We start from the raw sequence: 26,648 nt of genomic DNA, 5'->3' as shown, positions 1-26,648 counted from the left end.
AGGTATCATGGGTTTACAGGGGTTGAACCGGAAACTGGCAGGGCTGCTGGATTGGGCCATCGGGTTGATCATGGGCGCCGTTGTTGCCATTCTGTTTGTGGGAGTGATCATGCGGTATGTCTTCAATGCCCCGCTGTTCTGGTCTGAAGAGGTGGCGGTGATGGGACTGATCTGGATGACCTTTCTGGGCGGGGCTATCCTGATGCGTCAGGACAAAAACGTGTGCATCACCCTGTTCAGCGATATCTGCCCTGCCCCCGTGGGCCGGTTCATGAAAATCCTGTCCGGCGTACTGGTTATCCTCATGCTGTGTATCATGATCTACCAGAGCTGGCAGCTTACCGGCCGGCTGGCCCATGCCACCACCCCGGCACTGCGGATAAAGGAATCCTGGTTCGGTTGGGCCATGATCTGCGGGTTTGTTATCATGCTGTATTACCAAATACTGCACCTGATTGCCCTGTTGAAAAACAAGACCGCCTTTCCTGAAACAGCGGACCAGGACCGGGGCTGTGTCTTATGAATGCCATCATTTTGATCTCGGTTTTAATGATTCTGATGGCCCTGCGGGTGCCGGTGGTGTTTTCTCTGCTTTTATCCTGCCTTTTCTATGTGACATTCCTCAAAGAGATCCCCATGATCATACTGGCCCATCGGATGCTGGGCAGTCTGCAGATTTTTCCACTGCTGTCACTGCCCCTGTATATCCTGGCGGCGGATATCATGAACTCCGGCCGGATCACTGAAGAGATGTTTAATCTGTCTCGTTCGCTGGTGGGCCATATCCGAGGGTCTATGGGCCATGTCAATGTGGTGGCGTCCATGATTTTTGCAGGCATGAGTGGTTCCATCACCGCGGATACCGCCGGTCTGGGCAAGATTGAAATCCCCATGATGACCAAGGCAGGGTATGACAAATCCTTTGCCGTGGCCGTGACCGGTGCCAGCTCTATTATCGGTCCCATCATGCCCCCTAGCATCCAGATGATCCTGTATGCAATGATCGCCGAGCAATCAGTGGGCCGGTTGTTTGTGGGCGGGGCCATCCCCGGAATGGTCATGGGACTCGCCATCATGGTCACCATCTATTTTTATGCAGTCCGCCGCAAATATCCTTACGATGCAAACCGGGCTCCCTGGGCGGAAATCTGGAAAAGTTTCAGGCGGTCCGTCTGGGCCTTAATGACCCCGGTGATCATTCTGGGAGGAATTGTCACCGGCATCTTCACTCCTACGGAAGCCGCAGTTGTGGCGGTGGTGTATGCCTTTGTCATCTCTTTTTTCGTCTACCGCACCCTGCAATTGAAAGACATGTTGAAAATGATGGTGGGTTCGGCTGTGACCTCCGCTCTGATACTGGTCATCATGGGAGCGGCCTCGGTGTTCGGGTGGATTGTCACCATGGAAAATATCCCGGCCCTTATCCGGGATTTTATTATGGCCACCACGGACCAGCAATGGGTGGTGCTGATCATCCTGAACCTGGTGTTTCTGGTTGCCGGATGTTTTTTTGATATCTGCGCCATCATTCTGGTGTTCACCCCCATGATACTGCCTGTGCTGACCGCTTTTCAGATCGATCTGGTGCATTGGGGCGTGGTGGAAGTACTCAATGTGTGCATCGGGTTTCTGACCCCGCCGTTCGGGGTGGGCCTGTATGTGCTCAGTGATTTATCCGGCCTGAGTGTGAGCCAGGTTATGAAAGCAGTGACCCCGTTTCTGATTCCACTGTTGATCTCGCTGACATTGATCACATTTTTTCCGCAGCTGGTCCTGTGGCTGCCGGAAATTGTATTTGGATAGGCACAGGGCATCCTATTTTTCCAAGGAGTAAAAATGAACAGTAAAGAACGATTCACCGCCGCCATAAACCATGAAGAACCGGACCGTGTACCGCTGGACCTGGGGGGGTGGGTGACCACCATCAGTGTCAAAACCTACGACCGGCTGCTCAAAAAACTGGGCATCCAGCGGACAGCCGTCGCATTTGACTGGCTGCGGCAGAATGTGAAACCGGATGAAGACGTGCTGGAGCGGCTCGGAGTGGACACCCGGTATGTTCACCTTGGCGATTCCGAATTCTGGCGGTTTGAACCACAAAGGACGGAAAAAGGCCTGTATGTCACGGATGAATGGGGATGCGGGTTTCTCATGCCCGAGGATTCGCTTTATTACAATCTGGTTGACAGCCCCCTGAGAAATGCCACAGTGGATGATCTGGCATCTCATACCTGGCCGGACCCGGATGATCCCGGATATCTTAACGGGGTAGAAGAACAGGCCAGACAACTCGCTGAAGCAGGAGAATACGGTGTGGTGGGAAGTTTTGCCTGGGAGACCTGGTTTGAACGAGCCTGGAAACTGCGGGCCATGGACCGATTTTACATGGATATGGTGGCAAACAAAGAATTTGTTCACGCGCTGCTGGACAAGACCCTGTCTTTACACATGCGATTGTTGGATAATGTACTCAGGGTGTGCGGCCAATACCTGGATGTGATCATTCAGGGCGGTGATCTGGCCGGCCAGAAGACCACGCTGATGTCACCGGCCACATACCGGGAATTTATCAAGCCCCGCCAGGAAAAAATCATCCGGTTCATCAAGCAGAGAACCGATGCAAAAGTTTTCTGGCATTCCTGCGGCGCAGTGTCCAGTCTTCTGGATGACTTCATCGATGTGGGGGTTGATATCCTCAATCCGGTCCAGGTCCGGGCCCATGGCATGGATGCGGCATCCCTTAAAAAACGGTATGGCAAACGGCTCGTGTTCTGGGGTGGGATTGATTCCCAGCAGGTGCTGCCGTCCGGCACGGTCAAAGATGTGGAAAACGAAGTGGCCCATCTGATTAAAAATGCTGGATCAGGCGGCGGACTGGTGATATGCTCGGTGCACAACATCCAGGCGGATGTTCCGGAAGACAATGTCCTGGCTTTGTATGACACTGCCAGAAAACTGGGCCGATACCCGCTGATATGACCACTGGAACACTCAGGCGGCAAACTCTATGGAGACAGTTCAGGTGATAGAGGGAAAACGAATCAAGCAATACAGGGAGAAAAAAGGCTGGTCTCTGAGAAAACTGGCGGGCAAGGCAGGAATTTCTCCCAGCATGCTCAGCCAAATTGAATCCGCCAAAGTGGATCCATCCCTGTCAACATTGAGAAAAATCGCCATTTGTTTAGAGGTACCTTTGTTTTTCCTGGTTCTTGATTATTCTGCCCCGGCCCATAAAAAAGTAAAAGTGAACGAGTCCCGGCTGGCGGTTTTTCCCAATGACGGCCTGATTTATCAGATCATTCATTCTGACCAGGAAAAAAAAATGGGCATCCATATCGGTGTTTTGGAAAAAGGGGGCGCCACCAGCGCTGACCTGCTGCCCCATGACGGTGAAGAATGCCTGATTGTCCTGGAAGGCAGCATGCAGGTGGTGTACGAAAATGAAACCATCGATCTGGCAGCCGGAGAAAGCCTTTATTTTGACAGTTCTGTGCCCCACAAACTGCAAAACATCCAGGATGAACCGTGCCGGTTCTATCTGATTATTTCACCCCCTAAATTCTGATCTCCAACGCTTGAAATTATTCAATTACCGGAAATTTCCGATGACGAAGCCAAAACGATAATATGTTGAAAATCCAATGAGAAAAATTTCAAAAGCCATATTTGACGCCGGGATTCGAGCGGTGATGCCCGAAGTCTGTGTGGCAAGGCATTTAAATCTTTCCGACGGCCGGCTGTGGATCGGGGGAATTGACCTGGACCTGGATCAGATCCGGCATATTTATGTGGCCGGGGCCGGCAAGGCATCGGGAGCCATGGCCCGTGAGGTGGAACAAATTCTGGGGTCGCGTATCCACGACGGGTTGGTGATCACCAAATACGGACACGGCCTGCCCCTGAAACACTGCCGGGTGCTGGAGGCCGGGCACCCGGTGCCGGATTCAGCCGGTGTGGCCGGCGCATCAGCCCTGCTGGACATGGTATCGGAAGCAGGAAAGGACGACCTGATTGTCTGCCTGATATCGGGCGGAGCATCGGCCTTGACCCCGGCACCGGCGGACGGCCTCTCTTTAGCGGACAAACAGGACACCACCCGGCAGCTTTTGGGGTGCGGGGCCACGATCCACGAAATCAACACCATCCGCAAGCATCTGTCAACAATCAAGGGCGGGCAGTTGTGCGCGGCTGCCAACGGGGCCCGGGTGGTGTCGCTGATCCTGTCCGATGTGATCGGCGATGACCTGGATATCATCGGTTCCGGCATGACCGCCCCAGACACCGGACACTTCAGGGAGTGCCGGGCCATTCTTGAGCGCCACGGGATCTGGGATTCCGTGCCTGAACCGGTCCGGAGCCATATCCGGTCCGGCATGGACGGCCTAATTCCTGACACGCCCAAACCCGGTGATCCTATCTTTTCCCGGGTTACGAACCAGGTGGTGGGCAGCCTGTCCGATGCCCTGAGTGCTGCGGCCATAGAAGCGGAAAATCAGGGGTTCACGCCGGTGGTGCTGTCATCCATGATCCAGGGGGAGGCAAAAGAAGCCGCCAAAGTGCTGTGCGCCGTTGCCCGGGAAGTCCGGCGGTTCGGCCGGCCGGTAAAACCCCCGGCCTGTCTGCTGTGTGGCGGTGAAACCACTGTCACCATCAAAGGGAATGGCTCAGGCGGCCGGAACATGGAACTGGCCCTGGCCGGTGCCTTGGCCCTGGCCGGGGAAGAAAAAATTCTGCTGTTGTCCGCGGGCACAGACGGCACGGACGGCCCCACAGATGCCGCCGGGGCCTTTGCCGATGAAAACACGGTGTCCCGGGCAAAGGCCCTGGGGCTGTCCGCAGAAAAGCATCTGAATGAAAACAACGCCTACCCCTTTTTCAAGGCACTGGATGATCTGCTGATCACCGGCCCTACCCGCACCAATGTCATGGATATGCAGATCCTGCTGGTTTCCGGATAAACCGCTCAATTTTTTCAATTGACAGGCTTTGCATGCATTGATTACAATGAACGCATGATTATCTTTTATTCCAATAAAAAACCGGGAGCATTTTTAAAATGGCCAGTCTGACGTTAAGAAATATCGATGAATCCATTAAGGTAAAATTACGCATTGTGGCTGCCGCAAATAACCGATCAATGGAAGAAGAAGCCAGGCAGATTCTCAGGAAATATTTATTGGAAGAGCGATGCGCAAAAGGCATCGGCACACGTATCGCCAGGCGGTTTTCAGAATTGGGTGGTATTGAATTGCATCTGCCTCAAAGATCTTATCCGCGTGATACAACATTATCTGAATTGGAAACTCCCTTGTGATCCTTTTGGATACCAATATCGTATCTGAATTGATGCGGCCCCTGCCCAACTCTAAAGTGGTTTTCTGGCTTGATGATCAGCCCGAAACCGACATTTGGATCAGTTCTGTCACTTTAGGCGAAATATTATTGGGCCTTGCGCTTTTGCCGGATGGAAAAAAGAAACGGGCACTGGTGGGGGCGGCATCTCAGATGTTTGAAAATGATTTTGCCAGGCGCTGCCTTCCATTTGATTGCGAAGCCGCTGAGGTTTATGCACTGATTGTTTCACAAAGGACTCGAAAAGGGCGCCCGATAAGTGTAGAAGATGCACAAATTGCAGCCATCGCCCTGACTGCCGATCTGACCTTGGCCACACGGAATGTCAAAGATTTTATCGGAATTGAAAAACTGAAATTCATCAATCCATGGGAACTATAAAAAACGATCTCTGGCCGGCATCTATGTGACATATCAGGTCATCCGCCACATGAGCAGGGCCTCCCGCTGGGCCACAGGCCCCAGGCAGAACCGCCGGCAGTCCGGCTGATCCAGCCATGACAGTCTGATTTTCAGGTTGGGAGACCGACCGTCCCCTGATTCCAGGATGCTGACATGTCCTTTCATTCCTCTGATGGCGGTGCGGAAATAGGAGTCAAACCCGTGCACCCAGTCATCCGCAATCTTTGTGATCATGATATAATGCTCTTCCTTTTGGGTGAGCCGGATATTGCACAGCACCACCCCGCCCTGATCCAGACAGTTCTGAATCGGCCCGTCTGAGTCCAGGCGGACCCCCTCTTTTTCCAGAAACACGGTGCGCACGGCAAAATTTTTGAAGCGGTAGGATTCCAGCCAGTTGCCCACCAGCCGGACCGCGTATTTGCTGGTGCCCCCGATGCCGAACCGGGCATTGCGGCCCACGGTATCCAGGCAGTACAGATAGATGTGCCGGATCACCATGGGCGGCACCTGTTTTCGCTTGAACAGATAGCTCACCGCATTGATCAGGGCCGTGGGCACACAGTCATATTCAGACACCTGGTAATGAAGGGGGGTATGCATGGATTCTCCCGGCACTCGGTTTGCTGTAAAAAAATTCTATATACCTTTGTCCGCCATTTTGCAAGAAATACAGATCATGACGGACCGGCGGTCAGCAAGGGAATGACAAAAAAAGCCGTGTATCCCAGATAAACGGCCAGCAGGCCGGCACCTTCCAGCCGGTTGATACGCCCCGGCCGGCCCCTGAACCCGTATCCGATAATGAAAAGGGACAGGGTCAGCCCTCCCATCACCGCCATATCCCGATACAGAACCGATGGATCCACCCCGAAAGGATGAATGACACCGGCAATCCCCACCACAGCCAGGGTATTAAACAGATTGGATCCCAGCACATTGCCCAGAGCGATATCATGTTCGTTCCGGCGGGCCGCAATAATGGAGGATGCCAGTTCCGGCAGGGATGTGCCCACCGCGACAATGGTCAGCCCGATGATCATATCGCTGACATGGAACATCCGGGCCAGTTCCACAGCCCCCCATACCAGTATCCGGGAACTTAAGATCAAGAGAACCAGGCCCAGAATCAGCCGAAAAACCGCCCGCCGGATGGACAGGCCCGAATCCATGGCCCGGACTTCCATCTGCTCGGCCAAAGGATCGGTCTTCCGGCGGATTCCCTGCACAATGGTCCAGCCCATCAAAACAGCGAACACCCCCAGCAGTATCATTGCATCTGACAGGGAAATCATCAGGTCCGCCACCAGCCATACCGATCCTGCGGTAATCAGTGTCAAAATCGGGAGTTCTTTTTTCAATACCGCGGAATGGACCATGACCGGACTGATCAATGCCGTGATGCCCAGAATCAAAGCGATATTGGCGATATTGGATCCATAGGCGTTTCCCAGGGCAATTCCGGGACTGCCCTGCACGGCGGCCAGCGCCGATACCACCATTTCCGGCGCTGAAGTGCCGAATCCCACGACCACCATGCCGATGAGCAGCGGGGGCATGCCGAAATAAGTGGCCGTGGCCGCCGCACCCGACACAAACCGGTCCGCACTCCACACCAGAAGAATCAATCCTGCAATCACCGCAACAACCGCCATCCCCATCTGTCGGCTCCTTTTATTTCACTGTTTTACGGCAACCTGTCATACAACCGGGATAAAATCAAGTTTTCAAAAATATTTGATACGGCCTGTCTTGCATTTAGCGTTCAATAACGGTATCTGATGAATAAAACAGGTTTTCGGACTGACCCAATGATATCACAGGATCTGATCATGGAAAACAACCGCCTTGTTATCCGGGCCGACCAGCTGTATGACGGCCGGTCTGTGCACACAGACATGACCGTGGTGGTGGAAGGCCGCCATATCGTGGATGTGACGGACAGACCCTGTCCCGGCGACATCCGGGGCATCGTCACCCCGGCGTTCATCGACCCCCATTCCCACATCGGCATGGAGCGCCAGGGGGAACCGGTCTTAGAAACCGAAACAGACGAGCATAGCACGCCTTTTGCGCCGCTGCACAATCCCCTGGACAGCATCTATTTCGATGACCGGGCCTTTGCCGATGCCGTGGACTTCGGGGTGCTGTATTCCTGTGTGGTGCCGGGGTCCGGCAACATTATCGGCGGCAAAGCCGTGATCATCAAAAATTTTGCCGAAAACCGATCTGATGCGGTTGTCAGCGACTATGGATTCAAGGCGGCATTCGGGTCCAATCCCCGGATGTCCACGCACTGGAAAGGCCCCCGGCCCAGTACCCGCATGGGAGCCGCCGCCATGCTCAAAAAATATCTGTCTGATATCTTTCGAAAACAAGAGCAGGCCTGCATCAAAAAGGAAAAAGCCCTGTATGAACTGACCCGGCCGGACAGCCCGAAAAAAGGCGCGGTCTGGGCCCAGCGGGAATATGATCTGGCCCTGTCTGAATCCGAGTGGGAGATCTTCCGGCTGTTCAATGGAGACAAAATTCTGAAAGTGCACCTGCACAAGGCGGATGACGCCCTGTTTCTCATGGATCTGAAAAAAAAGTTCAATATCAGAGTCACGGCGGAACATGCCCTGGACATTTGTGACTCAAGGATTTTCAATGCGTTGGCCGACCACGGCATCCCCGTGGTGTACGGACCTTTGGGGGCTTCAGACGGCAAGGTGGAGCTGAAAAACGCATCCTGGCGGCACACGGCCCGGCTCATGGCATCCCGGGCCAAATTCGGTCTGATGAGCGACCATCCCATCATCCTGGCTCATCATCTGAGAGACAGCCTCAAATATTTTCTGATCCAGGGCATGGCCCCGGCGGATGCCATCGGTCTGATCACGTTAAAAAACGCGGAAATCCTTGGCATCGACCATTGCCTGGGCACGGTGGCCCCGGGCCGTCTGGCCAGCCTGATTGTCTGGGACAAAGACCCGTTCCATTTAGGCGCATATCCGCGGGTAATTCTGGCTGAAGGCCGGATCATCCGGGACCGGCGATGATACCTTTTATCTGATCGGAACTGAAAACCATGCACCGATGTTCAAAAAATTCTAACGGCCCCTGACACATGAAATATCAAAGGCCGTTTGCTGAAGACAGACGGCCTTTGATATTTTCAGTTATCTCATTCCGGATCTAAACCACGGTTTCGGCAAAGGTCACTTTATCGGTAATCCGGTCTTCCGGGGCCAGGCGGGTGAGCTTGACCATCTCAAATCCCGTGACTTTGATGAACACCTTGCCCGACATATCCGTCAGAAAAAGGTCATAGGTGTTGGTTTCTTCACCGGATGCCTTTTTCCGGGTAATGCACAGGTAGTCCGTGTGTTTTTCCACGGGAGCAAAAAAGGTCATGGCCGCAATGCGGAAGGGCAAAACCGTTCTGGAGGTGGTTAAAAATTCCAGCAGTCCGCCGGTCTGGAACATGGCATCCACCAGCACCGGGGCGGCCTGGAAATTCGGATCAGCCACCCCTTTGAAAAACGGGGCCTCCGACCGGTCCGCCACCGTGGTGATCAGGGTTTTTCCATCAAAGGAATTGATATTCGTGATGGTGCCGAACAGCCCGAACATGAACAACCGGCTGGGATGATACACCAGATCGGCCAGGTCCCCTTCCCAGGACACGGGAGAAAATTCCGGCAGATCCATGGTTTCAGGTGCCGGCCGTTGTTTTGCCAGGAAAAAATTCCCCTGGTAATGCTGTTTGGGGTCCCCCATCACTTTGCCGTTGGGGGTTTTGAACACTGACGTGATGCCACAGGCAAACTCACCGGGTGCCTGCAGGGTTCCGGAGATGATGATCTCTTTGGGCCGCCCCTTGAGCAGCTTGATGCCATAGGGAATGGAAAAATCAGACATTTTCGTGACCACAGACCCGTCCCCGGCCAAGGCAGCGGCTGCCTCGGCCATGGTTTCAATGCCCGTGGATCCTAAAAACAGCGGCACATCCCCCATGGTATGGTCATGCAGAAACACGTCATGTTCCAGGTCCAGGACCCGGGTCCAGACCGCAGTATCATCCGCCTTGTGGGTCAAATCGCCTAAAAACGGAAACGCCTGATCTGACGGCGTTCCCAAAAGACCGTCAATGTCAAAGTCATAATCCAGACCGGAAAACACCATCTCCGATTCCGTGGCATCCAGCAGGTCAGCCATGAAGAACTTCACGCCCTGTTCCATGGGCAGAAACTGGATGCCCCGGTCTTCCAGCACCTTTTTCACCGTGGGGTTGGTGGCCATACCCACCCCGCCCCAGGCGGTCCAGGCATACACTTTGTAAGTGCGGTCCGGATTCATCTGTTTTTCTCTGAACAAGGCTTTGCCCAGAAAATCATTGGCAGCCGTGTAGTCCACCTGGCCCTGGTTGCCGAACCGGGCCGTGACCGATGAAAAAGTGAACATGTACCGGTATTCCCGGTCTCTGGCAGCTGCCAGCAGGTTCCGCATGCCTTTGACCTTGACATCCACCACCAGTTCAAACGCCTTTCGCTCCTTTTTGGGGATGAACTGACTCATCTCCATGCCTGCAGCATGGAAGATCCCGTCAATGCGGTCACATTGATCCACCGCCGCCTTTACGGCCTCATAATCGGTGACATCCGTGCAGTGATAGGTCACGGAAATCCCTTGAGATTTCAAATACTCGATGTTGGCAATGGATTGTCTGACCCGCACAAGCCGGTCCAGGGCCTTCTTCACAGCCACGGGTTTCTCCCCGGGCATCTGGCTGCGTAAAAGCCCCATCAGATCCGCTTGCGTGGCATCGGGCTTCAGCAGCTCCGGGTCTGTGGCATAGATATCGTTGATATCCAGGATTACCAGGTTGACCTGATAATCCGCCACCACCTGTTTAAGGATCTCATAGGTGATGCCCCCGGCCCCGCCCGTCACCAGCAATGTGTCGCCGTCCGACACAATAGGCTGATCCTTTCGGGCGGTTTCCGGGTGCATGGACAGCACATACCGTTTCTTGTTCTTGTATCCCACCTCGCACCGGGGATCGTCGGACAGCAGTTCCGCCAGAAACAGGTCCGCAATCCGGGCCAGGCTCTTTTTGGGCTGCTTGTAGGAAAAATCCACCACCTTGACCCGGGTGTTTTCCAGCTCCTTGTTGGCGGTCTTGAGCAGACCGCTCAACCCGGCAAACAGCGGATGAATATCCCCGCCGTCTTCCATATAAGGAAAGACCACGGAATCAAAGGTGAGGGTGCCGATAAACGTGTCCGGACGGTCCAGCTGGTCATACAGGGTTTTAAGCAGCACAAACATGGATTTCATTGTAGCGTTCAGATCTTTGTCTGAAGCGAATTCCCGGTTTTTCCGGTCAAACCAGGCATCCAGGGAAGCCAGGTGAAGATAGCCTGTGATGTCGGGATCCGTCTGTGCAAAGGCGTTTATGGCGCCCTGGAATCCGTCAAGATCGGACAGATCCGCTGTGACATCCGCATTTTCAGTGCCCAGGGTGATGACTTCACCGCCCATGGATTGAATCCGCTCAATAACGGCCTGGGCAACCCCGTGGGAATCCAGGGACACCAGGAGCCGTTGCCCGGCAAAATCCGGACGCCCGGGTTTCGGCATGTCAGCCTCATCCACCCGCACCACCAGACGTTTGATAGGAGAGGCCGGGTCCGGGAACCGGTCGTCTGGGGCATCTGAAACCGATGCATTTGCCCCATGCAGGGTCGGGCTGTCAGGCCCATGCGCGGCAGGACCGTCTATGTTACCGGTTGGCACCTGATCCGCCGATCCCGTGGCCGGGACGGGGTCTTCCGCCGGGGCCGATGCTGTCGGGATCTTTGTCTGAATATAGGCGGCCAGCTTTTCAATGGTGTTCAGATCTCTGAGCCGCAGGTCGTCCGGCACGGCAAACCCGAACCGGGACGCCACCTTGCCGAAGATCTCCACCTGTTTGACCGTATCAATCCCCAGATCCGCTTCCAGGTCCAGATCATCCGCCAGCATGTCCGGGGTGTACCCGGTCTGGACCGCAATCACCTCCTTGACCACGGTGATCGTATCATTGCCGCCGGTCCGGGTCACCACCCGTTCGCCGGAATCCATGGTATGGGCCGCGGTCGGCATCGGGGTGTCTGTGTCATGGGATGTCGGGGCCGTTCCGCCGGCTTGAGCCTGAGCCTGGGTCCGGGATGATCCATCTGAACCCGATGCTGCTGCAGTTCCGGCCGTACGATCGGCCACATACGCGGTCAGTCTGGCAATGGTGTTCAGATCTCTGAGCCGCAGATCATCGGGTACGGCAAATCCGAAATGGGATGCCACCTTACCGAAGATCTCCACCTGCTTCACCGTATCGATACCCAGATCCGCTTCCAGATCCAGGTCATCTTCCAGCATATCCGGGGTGTAACCGGTCTGGGCCGCGATCACCTCCTTGACTTTGGCGGAAACCTGATCCGGCGGCACCGTGCCGGTTACCACGCGTTCCCCCGAATCCATGGTATGGGCGGGCGCCGGGGAAGCGACGGCTGTATCCTGTCCCGGTGATTTGCCCGGGGCAGCAGAATCCGGAGAAAGGCCGGATGCTGCCGCACCAGAAGCACCGGCACCGGACCGGGCCGCCACATAGTCCGCCAGTTTTGCAATGGTGTTCAGATCCCGCAACCGCAAATCATCGGGCACGGCAAATCCGAAATCCGTGGCAATCTTGCCGAAGATCTCCACCTGTTTGACTGTATCGATGCCCAGATCCGCTTCCAGATCCAGGTCATCTTCCAGCATGTCCGGGGTGTAACCGGTCTGGGCGGCTATGATCTGCTGGATCTTTTCTGTTGCCTGGCCTTTGTCCGGCCCGGAAGCCGCGTTTACAGCCGGTCTATCCGATGTGGCTGCTGCACCTGAAGCGCCGGCTGCAGGAACCCGGGAAACGGCTTTCGGGGCTGCGGCCCGCGCGGCCGGCTGTTTTGTCGTCACTTTCTGAGGCCGGGTCTCCGGTGCCACTGCCGGGGCCGCCGGATCACCGGCCACCACGCACAAGGTATTATCAATGAGTTTCAATTCCGGTTTCTGGACCCCGGAAATGCTGCGCAGCCACCGGTGATAGGCCAGGTTGCCTTCCACCTTGTTTTCCTGGATGCGTTTGACAAACATGAACGCAAAATGGGATCCGAATCCCGCAGACAGATGCAGGCCGTATTCACTGTTGATCTGTGCCTGGCCGGAAAAATTGAGTTTTTTGAAGTGGGCCGGTATTTTGCTCAAATTGGCAATGGGCGGGGCCTTGCGCTGCTGCAACGCCTTGACCAGGACCACGTCCTCAATGGCGGCGCCCAGGGTATGCCCGGTAAATCCCTTGGTGTTGGAGATGCAGATCTCACTGAGATGACTGGAAAAGGCGGATTCCAGGGCTGTGACCTCGGCATCGGCACTGCCGCCTCTTGCCGGGGTATAGGTTTCATGGGACATGAACAACAGTTTGCCGGCATAGTCCTTTTTTCTCAGTCCGGTGCGTTTTTCCACCTTGTTGATAAATTTGGTCATCTCTTTTGACATGTGGGGCACATCGATATTGTACGTATGGTACGCGGAGTTGGCGATGTGCGTGCCCAGGATCTCGCACTGGCCGTTCATGCCCCGTTTTGACACTTCTGTTTCATCTTCGATCACCAGGCCCACGGCCCCGGCCCCCAGGATGGTGCCGTTGCGGTCCTCATCAAAGGGTTTGGCTGCTTCAGACACCCGTTTTTTAATGGTGGCGGCGCCTAAAGCCAGAAATCCCGATCCTACCCACTGGTTCTGCAGCGCAGACGTGGCGTTTTCACCGCCCACCACCAGCACCCGCTTGCACCGGCCCGTGCGGATCCAGTCCTCGGCAATACCGATGGCCAGGGTGGTGGAAGCACACGCGGACGACACTAGGGTGTTGGGGCCTTTGGCCTTGATGATCTTGGCCAGGTGGGCCGATCCCAGGGGGCAGGCATTGGCCAGAAAATTTCTGTCAAAGGTATAGGCGGAAAAATCTTTGCGTTTTCTGGCCTTGGACTTGAAGAACCATTCCGTGAGCGATTCTTTGATGTCGATCTCCTTGATGCGCTCCATCAGAAAATAGTAGATCTTTTCAAATTCTTCATGGGGCCGGAGAAAAAACCGCTCATAAAAGTATTTTTCCAGTTCCGCCATCAGGGTTTCGCCGCTGGGCCACAACGAAGTGATGATCACCCCGGTATCTTCCTGCATCTCTAACGGCAGGGCAAATCCTTCCGGCACCATGCTTCGGCCGCCCTTCATTTTCTTGTACTGCATCACCAGAGGAATATGCGCGTCTTTGAGGGCTTCGATGCCTGCGGCAATGCCCAGAGACATGGCCACATCATACTGTTCCTTGATGCCGTATTCATCGGTCAGATCAAAATATCCCAGCTGGCCGGCCAGATGGATCACATCCTCGGTGCGGGTGATCTGAACGAACCGGGCATTGCCGTCCGGCTGTTTGTACAGTTTGGTGATGTTCTTGTCCGTGATTCGCTCCTGGGCTTCCAGGGACAAAGGTTCAATAAAATTTTCCCCGTTGAGGATGGCATTGAAATTGTCCGTGGCAAACACCCGCCGGCCCTTGCCGGGCAGGCCCACGGACACGCCTGAGATCAGGATCCGGCCGGTGTTGAAATCAAACCGGTCCATGGCATGAATGGCCGCCTCGCGTTTCTGGCGTTCAAACTCCTGATACAGGATCTGGTCCAGCTGTTCCTTGTTTTCTTCCTTGAATTGTTCAAAATCATGGGACAGGTTCATCCGGGGCAGGGCCTCCTCCAAAACAGGTTCATTTGTCTGTTCATCCGGTTTTGCCGGCAGCGAGGGCAGGCCTTCAGGCGGATGTTCAAACAGGCTGTTGCAGTCAATCAGGTATTTCCGGCAGGCTTCAAACGCTTCCACTTCCCCCTGCCGGGTATCCACGGACACGGCCGTGCCGTAGTCTCCGATGTTGATGTGTTTGAGCAGGTTTACCAGGAGCCGGGAAGGCCCGATCTCGATAAAATGGGTCCGGCCGGACACATACACGTTTTCCACGGACCGGATGAACTCCACCGGGGACACGATCTGCCGGGCCAGAAGATCCTTGACCTCTTTTTCACTTTCCGGATAGGGTTGGGCCAGGGTGTTGGAGATGATCCGGTTGAACCGGGTCTTGTTAAAGGTCAGGGTATCCAGGAACGTTCTCAGTTCATCGGCAGCCGGCTGAAGCAGCGGGGTGTGAAACGCCCCTGTGAGATTGAGCTTCTTGTACGACACTTCCTGCTGGGACAAAAAGGTACAGAAATTGTCGATGGCTTCGGCTTTGCCGGACACGGCCGTCTGTTTTTCACTGTTTTTGTTGGTGATATAAATATCGGAGATAAAAGATTGGCGCAGCAATGCTTGTGTGTCTTTTTCATTTTTAAACACCACCATGATTTTTCCCGGCTGCTTCAGGGTGCTCTCGTACATGAGATCCGAGCGCTTGATGATCAGGCGCAAGGCATCTTCAAACCCCAGCATGCCCGAACAGAACAATGCCGTGTATTCCCCCACGGAATGGCCGATGAAATAGTCCGGGGTAAACCCTTCTTTCGCCAGGCGGGAACAGATGGCGGCTGAAGACAGAAACACGGCCGGCTGGGTGTTCTGGGTGGAATTCAGGGCCGGGTCGTCCCCGAACATCATGTCCAGGATGGAATATCCCCGCACGTCAAAAAAGACGGCATCCCCTTTGTCCAGCACTTTTCGAACATGGGCGTCCGCTTCATACAGCTGTTTCATCATGCCCGGCCGCTGGGCTCCCTGGCCGGACAGCAGCGCCACCATGCGCAGTTTTTTGCCGCCGGGGCCCGCAGAATAGGCTGTGTCCGTCACCACCAGGTCATCGCCGGACACATGGCGGTATTCCGCTTCGATCACGGGCTGGTCCGGGGCCGCGTCTTTCAGATCCAGAACCCGGGGCAGGGTGCCCATGATCAGATGGGCGTGATTGCCGCCGATGCCGTTGACATTGGCGGCAAACCGCAGGGGCTGTCCCGGTTTTCTGTCAACCGGCTTTGTGGCGGGGGTCAATACCTTGCTGTGGTTCAGCGTGGAATGATCCGCATCATAATTGAAATCCGGCAGAATCTGGCCTTTCTGGTTCATGAGCATGAGCTTGGCCATGGCCACGGCCGGATTGGCCGCCTTGAAATACCCGAACTGGGGTTTGATATTGCCGCAGTGCATTTTATGGGAAAAGCTGGCCTGGATCACCTGCTGCTCGACCATGTCCCCGAACACATTGGAAAACGCGAACAGATCCAGGTGGTTGATGTCTGACTTGCGGATGCCGGACCGCTGGTAGGCCTCGTTGATCACGGATTTAAAGGTCTGCTCCGACGGGGCCAGCAGATGATCGGGCACGGACGAGCGCACGGTGCAGTCATGAATCTCGCCTAAAATCGTCATGCCCGCTTCCCGGGCTTTTTTCAGGGTGGTCAGCACATGGATGGCGGCCCCTTCTCCCATCACATACCCCTGGGCCCGGCTGTCAAAAAAGTATCCGTTTGTTCCGGACAAAAGCCCTAAGCGTTTGAACGCCATGAGCACGGCCGGGTAAAGGTTGCAGTCCACCCCGCCGGCCAGGACAAAATCCAGATCCCTGTGCTTGAGCATCCGGGCCGCGTTCCGGATGGCAATGGTGGCTGAGGCGCAGGAGGCGTCGACCACGTAGTTGGCCCCGTTGAGCCCGAAATGGTTGGCAATACGTCCGGAAATAATGTTGGACAGCAGGCCCGGCGTGGTGTCTTCATTGTTTTCCGGAATGGTGTTCCGGATCACGGCCAGCAGATCGTCGGCCACGGCCTTTGCCCGGGATTTGTCCACGCCTTCGGCGTTTGTCACGGCATTGGCAATGACCTGTTTTCTCACCCGGATGATGTTCTTGCTCTGGCGCTCCCCGGCAATGGTGCCTAAGATGACCCCGGTTCTGGCCGGCCCGCCGTCCACGGACGACAGACCGGACGATGCCAGGGCCTGATCTGCGGCTTCCAGTCCGAAAATCTGGGCCCGCTCAATGGATTTTACCATGGTGGGGGGCATCCGGTACTTGAGATTGTTGAATTTAAAATCTTTGACCACCCCGGCCTTGACTTCAGGCAGGTGATAAATGGAATTTTCAGGAAACGCGGCATAGGCTTTTGTGTCAAAATGATCCTCCCCCAGCGGGGTGACCTGTTTTTCGCCGCTGCTCAGTTTTTCCCAGAACATCTGTGTGTTTGTCGCACCGGGCAGAAACACGCCCAGTCCGGCCACCACGATGCGGTCATCATTGAAATCATGGGCCGGGTTTGAAAACATATCCCGGGAAAGGGGCAGATATGAGTCAACCATCTCCTGCACCACCACATGGTAGTTGATGCCGCCGAACCCATAGGAAGATACGGCTGCTCTCCGGGGCGCGTTTTCCGGGCGCTGCCATTCTTCCGGATCTTTGACGATAAAAAGCGAAGAATTTGACAGATCATGGTTTTTAGACAGGGTTTCAAACTGCCCGTTGGGGGGCAGCATGCCCTTGTTCACCGCCAAAAGCGCCTTGATCAGCCCGGCGGATCCCGCCGCCCCCAGCAGATGCCCGATCTGGGACTTGATGGAGGAAATGCCTGCGTAACTGTCTTTGTACCAGGAATTCAGGGTTTCCAGCTCCGCGGCATCCCCGATGGTGGTGGAGGTGCCGTGGGCTTCGATGAATCCGATCTGTTCCGGGGTGATCTCCGGCCGGGTGTGTTCAAAGCAGCGCTGAACGCTCAATACCTGGCCCCGGGGGTTGGGGGCGGCAATGGACTTGCCCCGGCCGTCGGAAGAGGCCCCGATCCCGTTGACCACTCCTATGATCCGGTCGTTGTCCCGGATGGCGTCTTTCATGCGCTTGAGCACAAACACCACAGACCCTTCTCCCAGCACAAACCCGTCGGCCCGCTGATCAAAAGGATAGGATCCCCTGGCTGACAAGGTCCCCATTTTGGCGAACCCGATAAAGGATTCCGGGGCCAGATGGGTGTTGACCCCGCCCACGATCACCTGGTCATGCTCACCGGAGAGCAGCTCGCCGATGCCCGCTTCCAGGGCCGTGATGGACGAGGCGCAGGCCGCATCCACAATATAGTTGGCCCCCCGGACCCCTAAGTGCCGGGCGATGCGGGACGCCTCGATGTTTAAAAGAATCCCGTGCACCGGGTCATACCCTTTATGTTCCCCTTCCAGTTGTGATTGAAGGTTTTCTCGAATACTGTTTTTTTCATCTTCGGACAGCGCGGACCAGGCCTCGGTTTTTTCCATCATGGACAGAATCTGGGGAAACCAGTATTTGAGCTGCAATGTGTTGCCCAGCTCATTGGACAGGCAGGTGGCGATGATCACGGCGGTTCTCTGGGGATCTTCACAGATCAACTGATCCTTGTCATCCACAAGGCCGGCATTTTCCACGGCTTTGTAAGCGGTCTGCAGCACCATCTGCTGGCTCCGGGACAACCGTTTGGCCTTGTCCGGGGCATACCCGAACCGTTCATGATCAAATTGAAAATCATCCACCACTCCGGCCAGAATGGTGTAGGTTCTGTCTTCGGCAGTTCGGTCCGGACTGTAATACAGATCTTTATCAAACCGGTGATCCGGCATGGGTTTGATGGCGTATTTTTTTCCCAGGATATTGTCCCACAGGGCATCCGGGGTGTCGGCACCCGGCAGGGTACATCCCATGCCCACCACGGCAATCTCGTCGTTGATCCGGTTTTTCGGGCTGAAAAGGACCTCCAGCTGGTTCAGGTGATGAAACAATCGGGATTTGGCCGTAAAATAGGTATCATGGATCTGTTGAATGGTGACATCTTTTTTAAAGAACGCCAGGCTGTCTCCCACCAGAAAATTGCCTTTTTCCCGGTGTTCCTCATCCTTGAACCAGGTGTAGTACTGCTCTCCGGGCCGTTTAAAATCCGGCATAAACCCTTTGGCGCCGATCAGCAAAGACCCGATGTTTTTCTTTTCAAAGGCCCGCTTGCGTTCATCCAGGCCGACCTTGTCCAGGATCATGGTGTCTTCCAGTTCTTTCATTCTTTTTGCAAACGGCGTAGGCGCCGTGCGGGAAGCCAGGCCCAGACTTTTGCCGATCACCACGGTCTCATCTTTTTCAATGATGATATCCTGGTATTGTTTGGTGACACTCCGGGTTTTTACGATCTCCTGGGAAAACAGATAGGCCGTGCCCACCTGCAAGCCGATGGCAGCGCCTTTTTGGGCCAGAAACGAGGTCATGCCGGAGATGAAAAACGAGGCAAAACAGGTGGAGATGCCGCCGGCAAACACCAGCGAGATTTTTGACAAATCCTGATTCCGGCTCACCAGGGTTTCAATAGCCCCTTCCCACAGCACCAGAGAAGACAGAAACCCCACATGCCCCCCGGCTTCCCCGCCTTCGAAAATGAACCGGACGCATCCGCTTTTCAATGCATTTTCCATCATGGGCACGGACGGGGTGTGCAGATAGGTTTGGGTGCCGGCCGCCTCCAGGTCCCGCACCTGGGAGGGAATGCCCCCGGCAAACAGGGCAAAGGGAATCTTGTATTTTTTGACCATGTCCAGATGCTTGTGCACATTGGGATTGAACGCTTCAATCCCCACCAGGCCGGCCCCGCAGTTAGACACTTTTTTCTTTCCTTTAGACAGCATCTCATCGGCCAGAGACGCGGGCAAAGATCCCACGGCAAAAAACGGCAGGGCCCCGGCATCCAGCACCTGTGCCGCAAATTCCGGGTTGTCGGATATATTGGCCATGGGCCCCTGGATCAACGGCAGGCGCGTGTTCTGGTTCCGGGCGAACGGTGAGTTTTCTTTCACGGGATCAAACGCATCCACACAGTCGAGCACCTGGCCCAGCGTGACAAAAAAATCATGGATCATCTCAGACAGTTTATGGGATTTTTTTGCCATATGCCGGGCAAACAGCCCGTCTTGGCCCATGAAGAACAGCGACTGGACAAACGGGGCTTGGGTGTCGTTCAATGCGATGACCTGAGAGGCTATTTTTGCATACAGCTGCTGTTCTCCATCTGCCTGTTCTCCCAGCACCACGGCTTCCTGTTTCAGGTCCCTGACCACTTTAGTGCCCAGTTTGGCAAATACCCGGAACACCTGTTTGTCCTGGATGCTGATCTCCGTGGAATCGCCCTCCTCCACCATGGCCAGCAGATTTTTAAAGGCCGGGGACACCGGCGCTTCGTCTGCCAGCAGCACCTGGGTATCCATGACAAAACCGGACACCCCGGCGGCCAGCATGCCCGCACCTGTGTACTGTCCCACCCCGCCGTGAACAAACACGGGCCGGTTCTGGTGTTTCAGGTACCACTGCATGAGAATGAAAGAAGAGTATTTGGATACCTGTCCGGCGGCTTCGTTGCCCTTGAGGATCAGGCCATGGGGATCGGCTTGGTCAATCCGGGCGGTCAGGCCGATATCCTTGATCTCCAGCAACACCCGGGTGTCGCCTAAATTCGGCTTTTCAAGGGTGTCACCTGTTTTAGATACGGGCATCACCACCAGGTCCAGGTTGGATACCGGCTGGTTTTCCAACGCTTCCAGCACCGGCAAATCCAATGATGCCAGCCGGATACCGAAAACAATATTTTCTTTGGACAACTGAAGGATCTTTTGCAGGATCTCTTTGCTGTCCAGAAATTCAGTGTCAAACACGGGCAAAGCCCCCGCCGCATAAACAGCGTGAAAATAAGCAAGGTCAAACACCTTGACCGGGGTATAGATCATCAGCGGCAGCCGGGAGTGCAAAATGCGTGTTATCATGGGAACTCTCCATTGGAAATTTTAGCGTTTGGCCCCTGTCTTCTAGCAACAGGAGCAAAAAACGGGATTGGGTTCAAATAATTTCATAAGTATCCCCCACCTATTATCAAAATCCATGCCACCCGGGTCAAAACAGATAACATTCTGAATTCAAAGATTTTTTACCTGATATGTCTTTTCAAGCTATTTGGCTGAAATGTTTTATTCTTGCATTTTATGAACATTGGTTATACAAAAATGCCCATGATCATACACAGGGACCGCCTATGAAAAAAGCCGTACTGACCCAGACCGAGCGCCATTTTTTCAAAACCGTCCACAACGCGGCCTTTGCCAACCCGTTCAGTGAACTGCGGGAACGCTTAGATCAGAAAATCGCCGGACTGTTCCCGTCTGCGGCCCGCCGGAAAAGCAAGGACATGTGCGTGCTGGAAGTGGACCGGCAGCTCAAAAAACTGACCCGCCAGAACAGAGGCAACATCAACCAGTACACGGGAGAGGACCGGGAAGTGCTGCGGGTGGTGTATCTGTTCGATGTGTTCCATAAATTCCGGGACCGGTTTGATCAGCTGATCCAGGATCAGATCACGGCCCAGGATGATCCGGTTCCCGTGGATTTTGTGGATGAAGCCAGGGAAATGATGAAGGAAAAAGGGTTTTCCACCGCCCGGTTTTACCATTATTTTGCCCTGTCTTTTCAACTGCGCCGGGCATTTTATTTTATCTCAAACACCCTGGTGGGTGCCAGCCCCTGCATGAAAACCTTTAAAAAACACCTCTGGTACAACGTGTTTACCTACAATATCGGGTTGTATGACCAGCATCTGTGGAACCGGATGGAAGATTTTTCCACACTGCTTCTAGGAGAAACCGGCACGGGAAAAGGCACAGCGGCCCGAGCCATCGGCATGAGCGGATTCATTCCCTTTGACAGAAAACGCGGCTGTTTTGTTCAAAGTTTCACCCGGGCGTTTTCCTCATTAAACCTGTCCCAGTATCCGGAAACCCTTTTGGAATCCGAACTGTTCGGCCACACCAAAGGGGCATTCACCGGGGCCGTGGAAGATTACCAGGGAGTGCTGGACCGGTGCAGCCCCCATGGTGCCATTCTTTTAGATGAAATCGGAGAGATCCCGGACCATATTCAGGTCAAACTGCTGCGGGTGCTCCAGGAACGCACCTTTACCCCCGTGGGTGCCCATGGGCTGTCCCGGTTCAACGGCCGGGTCATTGCCGCCACCAACCGCCCGAAAAAAGAGATCATGGACGGCCGGGTCTTTAGAGAAGATTTCTATTACCGGCTGTGCTCGGACATCATTGAAGTACCGCCCCTGCACACCCGGATTCAACAGGATCCGGCCGAACTGGACACCCTCCTGGATTTCACGGTCACTCGCATGCTCGGCCTGGCGTCACCGAAAATCACGACCAAAATCAAAAGAATTATTGACCGCCGCTTGGGAAACCATTATAGCTGGCCTGGGAATGTCCGGGAACTGGAGCAATGTGTGAGAAGCGTGCTGCTCCGAAGAGATTACTTAGGCAAACAGGCGCCCGAAGATGTGTCTCTTTCCAGTTTTCTGTGTCAGGGCATTCAGGCCCAGGATCTGCCGGTTTCCGACCTGTTGTCCGGATACTGCACCCTGTTGTATGAAACTTTGGGCACCTATGAAAAAGTGGCCCAAAAAACCGGGCTGGACAGACGAACGGTCAAAAAATATATCATGACCCACAAACAGACATAAGGACCTTTCATGTTTTCTTTTCTGCCATCACCGCTGAAAGGTGCGGTATCTTTTTTGATTTACCTGATCAACACCATTTTGCTCACTGTGCCGTTGATACTGATTTCCCTGCTCAAATTCATTCTGCCGTTTCAACCGGTGGTGGTGATCCTGGACCGGATACTCATGGGCATTGCCGGACTGTGGATTTACATCAATTCCGTCAACACGGACCTGTTTTGCAAAATCGACTGGGATGTCCGGGGGCTGGACAAACTGACACCCAGGCAATGGTATCTGGTGCTGTCCAATCATCAGTCCTGGGTGGATATTCTGGTGCTTCAGAAAACATTGCGCAAAAAAGTCCCCATGCTTAAATTTTTTTTGAAAAAAGAGCTGATCTGGGTCCCGTTTCTGGGACTGGCCTGGTGGGCCCTGGATTTTCCGTTCATGAAACGCTATTCCAGGGAATTTCTGGCAAAAAACCCCCATATGAAGGGAAAAGACCTGGAAAGTACCCGGAAAGCCTGTCAAAAATTCAGACACACGCCTGTCTCCATCATGAATTTTGTGGAAGGCACCCGGTACACCCCGGAAAAAGCCAAAACATCTGCGTTTTCACATCTTTTGACCCCTAAAGCCGGCGGCATCGCCTTTGTTTTGGGATCCATGGATCAATGCCTCAATCACATTCTGGATGTCACCATTGTTTACCCGGACGGGGTCCCGAGCTTCTGGTCATTCATATCCGGTAAAACCCGAAAAATCATTGTGGATTGTCAATTGCTGGAAATCGGATGGCAGATCAAAGGGGATTATTTCAATGATCCGGTTTTCAAGGCACAGTTCTGTGAATGGCTCAATCAGTTATGGCAGGAAAAAGACCGGAAAATCGAACACCTGCTTTCTTCTTAGAGAATGGCGGCCATCACCCCGGTCAGAAGAAATGAGGATTCGATCATAAATTCCATTTGAGTGCCTGAGATCCGGGAGTCTTTTCCAAAAAAATGAACCAGCACCAGCATGAGACCGGGCACCAGGGCCAGCAGCCATGTCAGAGAAAAAGACAGCCCGGCCGGCCAGGCCCCTGCCAGCAGCACCAGGGTTGCAATGAGCACATACCGGATCAGCACAAAACTCTTTTTTTCTCCCAAAAGTATGGGCAGGGTTTCCCGGCCGGCAATCCGGTCGCCCTGGATGGCCTTGATGTCAAAAAATGCGGTCCGGCTGAACACCAGCCCGGCGGCATACAAAAATGCCACGGCCATCCACAAAGGGACACTGCGGGTATCCACGGCCGGCAGAATACTGGTGACAACCCCCCAGGCCATGGTAATCAGGAGGGTTTTGGATCCGGGAATGTCCTTGATACGCCGGATCTGCTGTGTTCTGCCCCATCCCTTAGGAATGAGCTTCAGGTTATAGGACAGCCCCAGAAGGCTCATGACCAGAAGAATGAAAAACGACATCACCCCCGTGGTATATGCCAGATACAACCCGGCCCCGCCGGAGCTCAGAGCCAGCAGCGCCAGAACAGGGCGATGCCGCCGGTAGAACCCGGCCCGGTCCGGATGGTTGTATGTGTCTGATTTAACGGCAAACATATTGTTCAACACCTGCATGGAAAACACATAAAGCATGGCAATGGCGGCATGGATCCATGTGCGGGGCAGTTGCTGGACCACGGAACAGGCATAGGTCAGGCTGCCGGCCCCCAGCGCCAGCAGCAGATTGGTCTTTAAAAAAAACCCCTGGATCCGGGAGATGGCCCCGGCCACAGGGCGCTGATGCTCCAGATGCCGGGCCACCCGGGAACAGGTGTCCGTGATGATCCAGTTGGGCGTGGAGGCCCCCGCGGTAATGGCAATGGACCGGAATCCTGCCAGGGCCGTGAAATCGATTTCCGACACGGTTTCAATATGCGTGGTAAAGGCCCGGGTTTCAGCGGCCACCTGGGCCAGGCGCCGGGTATTTCCGCTCTGCCTTCCCCCCACCACGATCACGGCATCATGGGTGGCAGCCAGGTGTCTGACCTCCTGCTGCCGGCGCTCCGTGGACCCGCAGATGGTATCAAACACCTGGTAATGGGGCCGGTGTTTTGCGCAAAAGGCTTTGATTTCATCATATAATGCCGTATTCTGGGTGGTCTGGGCCACCACCACCGCGTTTTCAAATACAGGCAGCGCTGTAAACTGATCCATGGCCGTCACCGTGTGTCCGTTGCCCTGGGCATATCCCAGCAGTCCCTTGACCTCGGGATGATTTTCTTCACCGATAATAATGGTGGCATATCCTTTTTGGGCAAATTTTCGGATAATCATCTGAACCCGGACCACCCGGGGACAGGTGGCATTGATCACGGAAAACCCCGCTTGTTTCAGGGCCGTTTCATCTTCGGGCGGCACACCATGGGCCCGGATCAGCACCAGTCCCGTGCCTTTTTCAGGGATGGTATCCAGCCGAAAAATTCCCTTGGTCTCCAGCATTTCCAGCACCTGGGGGTTGTGGATCAGCGGGCCGTAGGTGTATATCGGCGTATCAGATGTATTGGCGGCATCCAGCACCATGTCCACGGCCCGGCGAACCCCCATGCAGAAGCCGGCGGTTTTTGCAATGGTAATTTTCATGAAAGATTGATCAGCAGGTCCACCAGCCGGGAAAATTCCGATTGAGACGTGAAATTGATTTCAATCCGTCCTTTTTCCCCGGTTTTTCGAATGTTCACCGGCGACTGGATCCGGCTGGAAATCTGGGAACAGGTGGTTTCCAGAAAGGCCTGTTCTGTTGCGGACAGGTTCCGGACCGGCGCGGGTTTTTCCTGTTTGGACTGATTCACCAGAAGCTCGGTTTTTCGGACCGACAGTTTGTGGGCAATTACCTGTTCGAACAGGGCCAGCTGGGTTTCCAGAGATTCCGCACCCAGCAGAGCCCGGGCGTGGCCCGTGGAAATGTCTTCATTCAAAAGACTTTGTTTGATTTTTTCAGGCAATCCCCGCAGCCGGAGCAGATTGGCAATGGTGGAACGGTTTTTGCCTATTTTCTGGGCCACTTTTTCCTGGGTATAGCCGAATTCATCCATGAGCCTGAAATAGGCTTCCGCTTCTTCCAGCACATTCAGGTTGGCCCGCTGAATATTCTCGATGATGGACACTTCCAGCACCTGCTCGTCCGTCAGGTGCTTGACCACCACGGGCACATGGCTCAGATTGGCTGACTTGGCGGCCCGAAGCCGCCGTTCTCCGGCAATCAGTTCATAAGCGCCGTCCATATGCCGAACCAGCAGCGGTTGCAGCACCCCCTGCTCAGCAATGGACTCTTTGAGACGTTCCAGTTCCTCTTCATTGAAATCCGTGCGGGGCTGATACCGGTTGGGAGCGATAGTATCCACGGAACACATGAAAAAATCCCCCCGATCCTTCTGGGCATCCATATCAAAATCCGGAATCAATGCACCAATACCCCGGCCCAGGCCTGTTTTTTTCTTTTTTTTGTCCATCATCGTTTCAGCAGCTCCCTGGCAAACGCCATATATCCTTTCGCTCCTTGGGACTGCTTGTCGTACAACATGACCGGCAGACCGTAACTGGGGGCTTCCCCCAGTTTCACGTTCCGCGGTATCTTGGTTTTAAACACCAGTCCCTTGAAATATTGCCGGGCATCCTCCACCACGTTCTGGGCCAGGTTGGTCCGCCGGTCGAACATGGTCAGCACAATGCCTTTGATTTTCAATCCCGGATTAAACGATGATTTGACCCGCTTGACCGTATTCAACAGCTGCCCTAAGCCTTCCAGGGCAAAAAATTCGCTCTGAAGCGGGATCAGCACGGAATGGGATGCCACAAATGCATTCAGGGTCAACAGACTCAATGCCGGCGGGCAATCAATCAGCACATAATCATACTGGTCTGCCACGGGCAACAGAAGCTGCTTCAATCGAGCCTCCCGTTGCGAAACAGACACCATTTCAATTTCAAAACCGATCAAATCCACGTTGGCGGGCAACAGGGTCAGGCCCGGCAGCATGGTGGGCAGCAGCAGGTCCTGGATGTCTGCCTCACCGATCAGTCCATGGTAAAGGGAGGCTTCCAGACCGGGTTTTTCCACGCCCAAGCCCGTGGTGGCATTGGCCTGGGAATCACAGTCCACCAGCAGGACTTTTTTCTTGAGCATGGCCAGAGCTGCAGACAGATTGACCGCAGTGGTGGTCTTTCCCACCCCGCCTTTTTGATTGGCTATACTGATGATCTGCGTCATAATATGAATTCCATATCACAGTTCATGATTCGAGGTAAACAAGAAAAACCGGCGACAGACGTT

General features: G+C 54.5%; 16 protein-coding genes. 10 read left to right on the top strand and 6 right to left on the bottom strand.

Annotation, left to right across the window (positions count from 1 at the left end; genetic code table 11):
* Positions 1 to 7: 7 nt before the first annotated feature.
* The 7 genes from DPO_RS09085 to DPO_RS09055 all read left to right on the top strand — a co-directional run bounded on the left by DPO_RS09085 (position 8) and on the right by DPO_RS09055 (position 5,733).
* A complete protein-coding gene (locus tag DPO_RS09085; RefSeq protein ID WP_006965542.1) occupies positions 8 to 523 on the top strand; it encodes a TRAP transporter small permease in 516 nt (171 codons plus the stop codon).
* Complete coding sequence (locus tag DPO_RS09080; protein WP_006965541.1) at positions 520 to 1,803, top strand: TRAP transporter large permease; 1,284 nt, start codon at positions 520 to 522, stop codon at positions 1,801 to 1,803. Before DPO_RS09085 ends, DPO_RS09080 begins: the two co-directional genes overlap by 4 nt.
* Before the next feature lie 33 nt (positions 1,804 to 1,836).
* Positions 1,837 to 2,979 (top strand): uroporphyrinogen decarboxylase family protein, encoded by a 1,143-nt coding sequence (locus DPO_RS09075; protein WP_006965540.1) that lies wholly within the window; start codon positions 1,837 to 1,839, stop codon positions 2,977 to 2,979.
* Positions 2,980 to 3,007: 28 nt separating this feature from the next.
* Entirely contained in the window at positions 3,008 to 3,565 is a 558-nt protein-coding gene (locus DPO_RS09070; protein WP_006965538.1) for a cupin domain-containing protein, read from the top strand.
* A gap of 76 nt (positions 3,566 to 3,641) precedes the next feature.
* Complete coding sequence (locus DPO_RS09065) at positions 3,642 to 4,958, top strand: glycerate kinase type-2 family protein (RefSeq protein WP_006965536.1); 1,317 nt, start codon at positions 3,642 to 3,644, stop codon at positions 4,956 to 4,958.
* A 98-nt stretch (positions 4,959 to 5,056) separates the two neighbouring features.
* A complete protein-coding gene (locus DPO_RS09060; RefSeq protein ID WP_006965534.1) occupies positions 5,057 to 5,314 on the top strand; it encodes a FitA-like ribbon-helix-helix domain-containing protein in 258 nt (85 codons plus the stop codon).
* Positions 5,311 to 5,733, top strand: coding sequence for a type II toxin-antitoxin system VapC family toxin (locus DPO_RS09055; RefSeq protein ID WP_006965532.1), 423 nt, complete (start codon positions 5,311 to 5,313; stop codon positions 5,731 to 5,733). Before DPO_RS09060 ends, DPO_RS09055 begins: the two co-directional genes overlap by 4 nt.
* A 33-nt stretch (positions 5,734 to 5,766) precedes the next feature.
* On the opposite strand, the gene DPO_RS09050 is transcribed toward DPO_RS09055, so the two are convergent.
* On the bottom strand, positions 5,767 to 6,357 hold the full coding sequence (locus tag DPO_RS09050; protein ID WP_006965530.1) for a hypothetical protein: 591 nt from the start codon (positions 6,355 to 6,357) through the stop codon (positions 5,767 to 5,769).
* A gap of 74 nt (positions 6,358 to 6,431) precedes the next feature.
* Positions 6,432 to 7,415: a calcium/sodium antiporter gene (locus tag DPO_RS09045; protein WP_006965528.1), complete on the bottom strand. Its 984-nt coding sequence runs from the start codon at positions 7,413 to 7,415 to the stop codon at positions 6,432 to 6,434.
* 171 nt (positions 7,416 to 7,586) lie between these two features.
* Between DPO_RS09045 and DPO_RS09040 the strand changes: the two genes are divergently transcribed.
* Positions 7,587 to 8,795 (top strand): amidohydrolase family protein, encoded by a 1,209-nt coding sequence (locus DPO_RS09040; protein WP_006965526.1) that lies wholly within the window; start codon positions 7,587 to 7,589, stop codon positions 8,793 to 8,795.
* Between the two features lie 136 nt (positions 8,796 to 8,931).
* On the opposite strand, the gene DPO_RS09035 is transcribed toward DPO_RS09040, so the two are convergent.
* Entirely contained in the window at positions 8,932 to 20,607 is an 11,676-nt protein-coding gene (locus DPO_RS09035) for a type I polyketide synthase (RefSeq protein ID WP_006965524.1), read from the bottom strand.
* Positions 20,608 to 20,873: 266 nt separating this feature from the next.
* Here DPO_RS09035 and DPO_RS09030 point away from each other — a divergent pair, with 266 nt between their 5' ends.
* Together DPO_RS09030 and DPO_RS09025 are read left to right on the top strand one after the other, a co-directional pair.
* Positions 20,874 to 22,352, top strand: a complete 1,479-nt coding sequence (locus DPO_RS09030) for a sigma 54-interacting transcriptional regulator (protein WP_006965523.1) — start codon at positions 20,874 to 20,876, stop codon at positions 22,350 to 22,352.
* A gap of 9 nt (positions 22,353 to 22,361) precedes the next feature.
* On the top strand, positions 22,362 to 23,246 hold the full coding sequence (locus DPO_RS09025; protein ID WP_006965521.1) for an acyltransferase: 885 nt from the start codon (positions 22,362 to 22,364) through the stop codon (positions 23,244 to 23,246).
* Here DPO_RS09025 and ispH read toward each other — a convergent pair.
* Genes ispH through DPO_RS09010 form a run of 3 tightly spaced genes read right to left on the bottom strand, consistent with a single transcriptional unit; the run spans position 23,243 to position 26,585 of the window.
* The gene (gene ispH / locus DPO_RS09020; protein WP_006965519.1) at positions 23,243 to 24,958 is read right to left on the bottom strand and encodes a 4-hydroxy-3-methylbut-2-enyl diphosphate reductase; all 1,716 of its coding nucleotides are present in this window, start codon (positions 24,956 to 24,958) and stop codon (positions 23,243 to 23,245) included. The two genes, DPO_RS09025 and ispH, sit on opposite strands and share 4 nt — an antisense overlap.
* Complete coding sequence (locus tag DPO_RS09015; RefSeq protein ID WP_006965517.1) at positions 24,955 to 25,830, bottom strand: ParB/RepB/Spo0J family partition protein; 876 nt, start codon at positions 25,828 to 25,830, stop codon at positions 24,955 to 24,957. The genes ispH and DPO_RS09015 overlap by 4 nt, the downstream gene beginning before the upstream one ends.
* A complete protein-coding gene (locus DPO_RS09010; RefSeq protein WP_006965516.1) occupies positions 25,827 to 26,585 on the bottom strand; it encodes a ParA family protein in 759 nt (252 codons plus the stop codon). The genes DPO_RS09015 and DPO_RS09010 overlap by 4 nt, the downstream gene beginning before the upstream one ends.
* Between the last annotated feature and the right edge of the window lie 63 nt (positions 26,586 to 26,648).

Source organism: Desulfotignum phosphitoxidans DSM 13687 (assembly GCF_000350545.1).
Taxonomy (GTDB): domain Bacteria; phylum Desulfobacterota; class Desulfobacteria; order Desulfobacterales; family Desulfobacteraceae; genus Desulfotignum; species Desulfotignum phosphitoxidans.
Note: the sequence above shows the minus strand (reverse complement) of the source record. Positions and strands in the feature narration are given on the sequence as shown.

Excerpts from the sequence above, each read along its gene's own strand:
- DPO_RS09065 (WP_006965536.1), top strand. The coding sequence starts at position 3,642 with ATGAGAAAAATTTCAAAAGCCATATTTGACGCCGGGATTCGAGCGGTG.
- DPO_RS09015 (WP_006965517.1), bottom strand. The coding sequence starts at position 25,830 with ATGATGGACAAAAAAAAGAAAAAAACAGGCCTGGGCCGGGGTATTGGT.
- DPO_RS09010 (WP_006965516.1), bottom strand. The coding sequence starts at position 26,585 with ATGACGCAGATCATCAGTATAGCCAATCAAAAAGGCGGGGTGGGAAAG.
- DPO_RS09085 (WP_006965542.1), top strand. The coding sequence starts at position 8 with ATGGGTTTACAGGGGTTGAACCGGAAACTGGCAGGGCTGCTGGATTGG.
- ispH (WP_006965519.1), bottom strand. The coding sequence starts at position 24,958 with ATGAAAATTACCATTGCAAAAACCGCCGGCTTCTGCATGGGGGTTCGC.
- DPO_RS09035 (WP_006965524.1), bottom strand. The coding sequence starts at position 20,607 with ATGATAACACGCATTTTGCACTCCCGGCTGCCGCTGATGATCTATACC.
- DPO_RS09050 (WP_006965530.1), bottom strand. The coding sequence starts at position 6,357 with ATGCATACCCCCCTTCATTACCAGGTGTCTGAATATGACTGTGTGCCC.
- DPO_RS09030 (WP_006965523.1), top strand. The coding sequence starts at position 20,874 with ATGAAAAAAGCCGTACTGACCCAGACCGAGCGCCATTTTTTCAAAACC.
- DPO_RS09070 (WP_006965538.1), top strand. The coding sequence starts at position 3,008 with ATGGAGACAGTTCAGGTGATAGAGGGAAAACGAATCAAGCAATACAGG.
- DPO_RS09025 (WP_006965521.1), top strand. The coding sequence starts at position 22,362 with ATGTTTTCTTTTCTGCCATCACCGCTGAAAGGTGCGGTATCTTTTTTG.
- DPO_RS09060 (WP_006965534.1), top strand. The coding sequence starts at position 5,057 with ATGGCCAGTCTGACGTTAAGAAATATCGATGAATCCATTAAGGTAAAA.
- DPO_RS09080 (WP_006965541.1), top strand. The coding sequence starts at position 520 with ATGAATGCCATCATTTTGATCTCGGTTTTAATGATTCTGATGGCCCTG.
- DPO_RS09040 (WP_006965526.1), top strand. The coding sequence starts at position 7,587 with ATGGAAAACAACCGCCTTGTTATCCGGGCCGACCAGCTGTATGACGGC.
- DPO_RS09075 (WP_006965540.1), top strand. The coding sequence starts at position 1,837 with ATGAACAGTAAAGAACGATTCACCGCCGCCATAAACCATGAAGAACCG.
- DPO_RS09045 (WP_006965528.1), bottom strand. The coding sequence starts at position 7,415 with ATGGGGATGGCGGTTGTTGCGGTGATTGCAGGATTGATTCTTCTGGTG.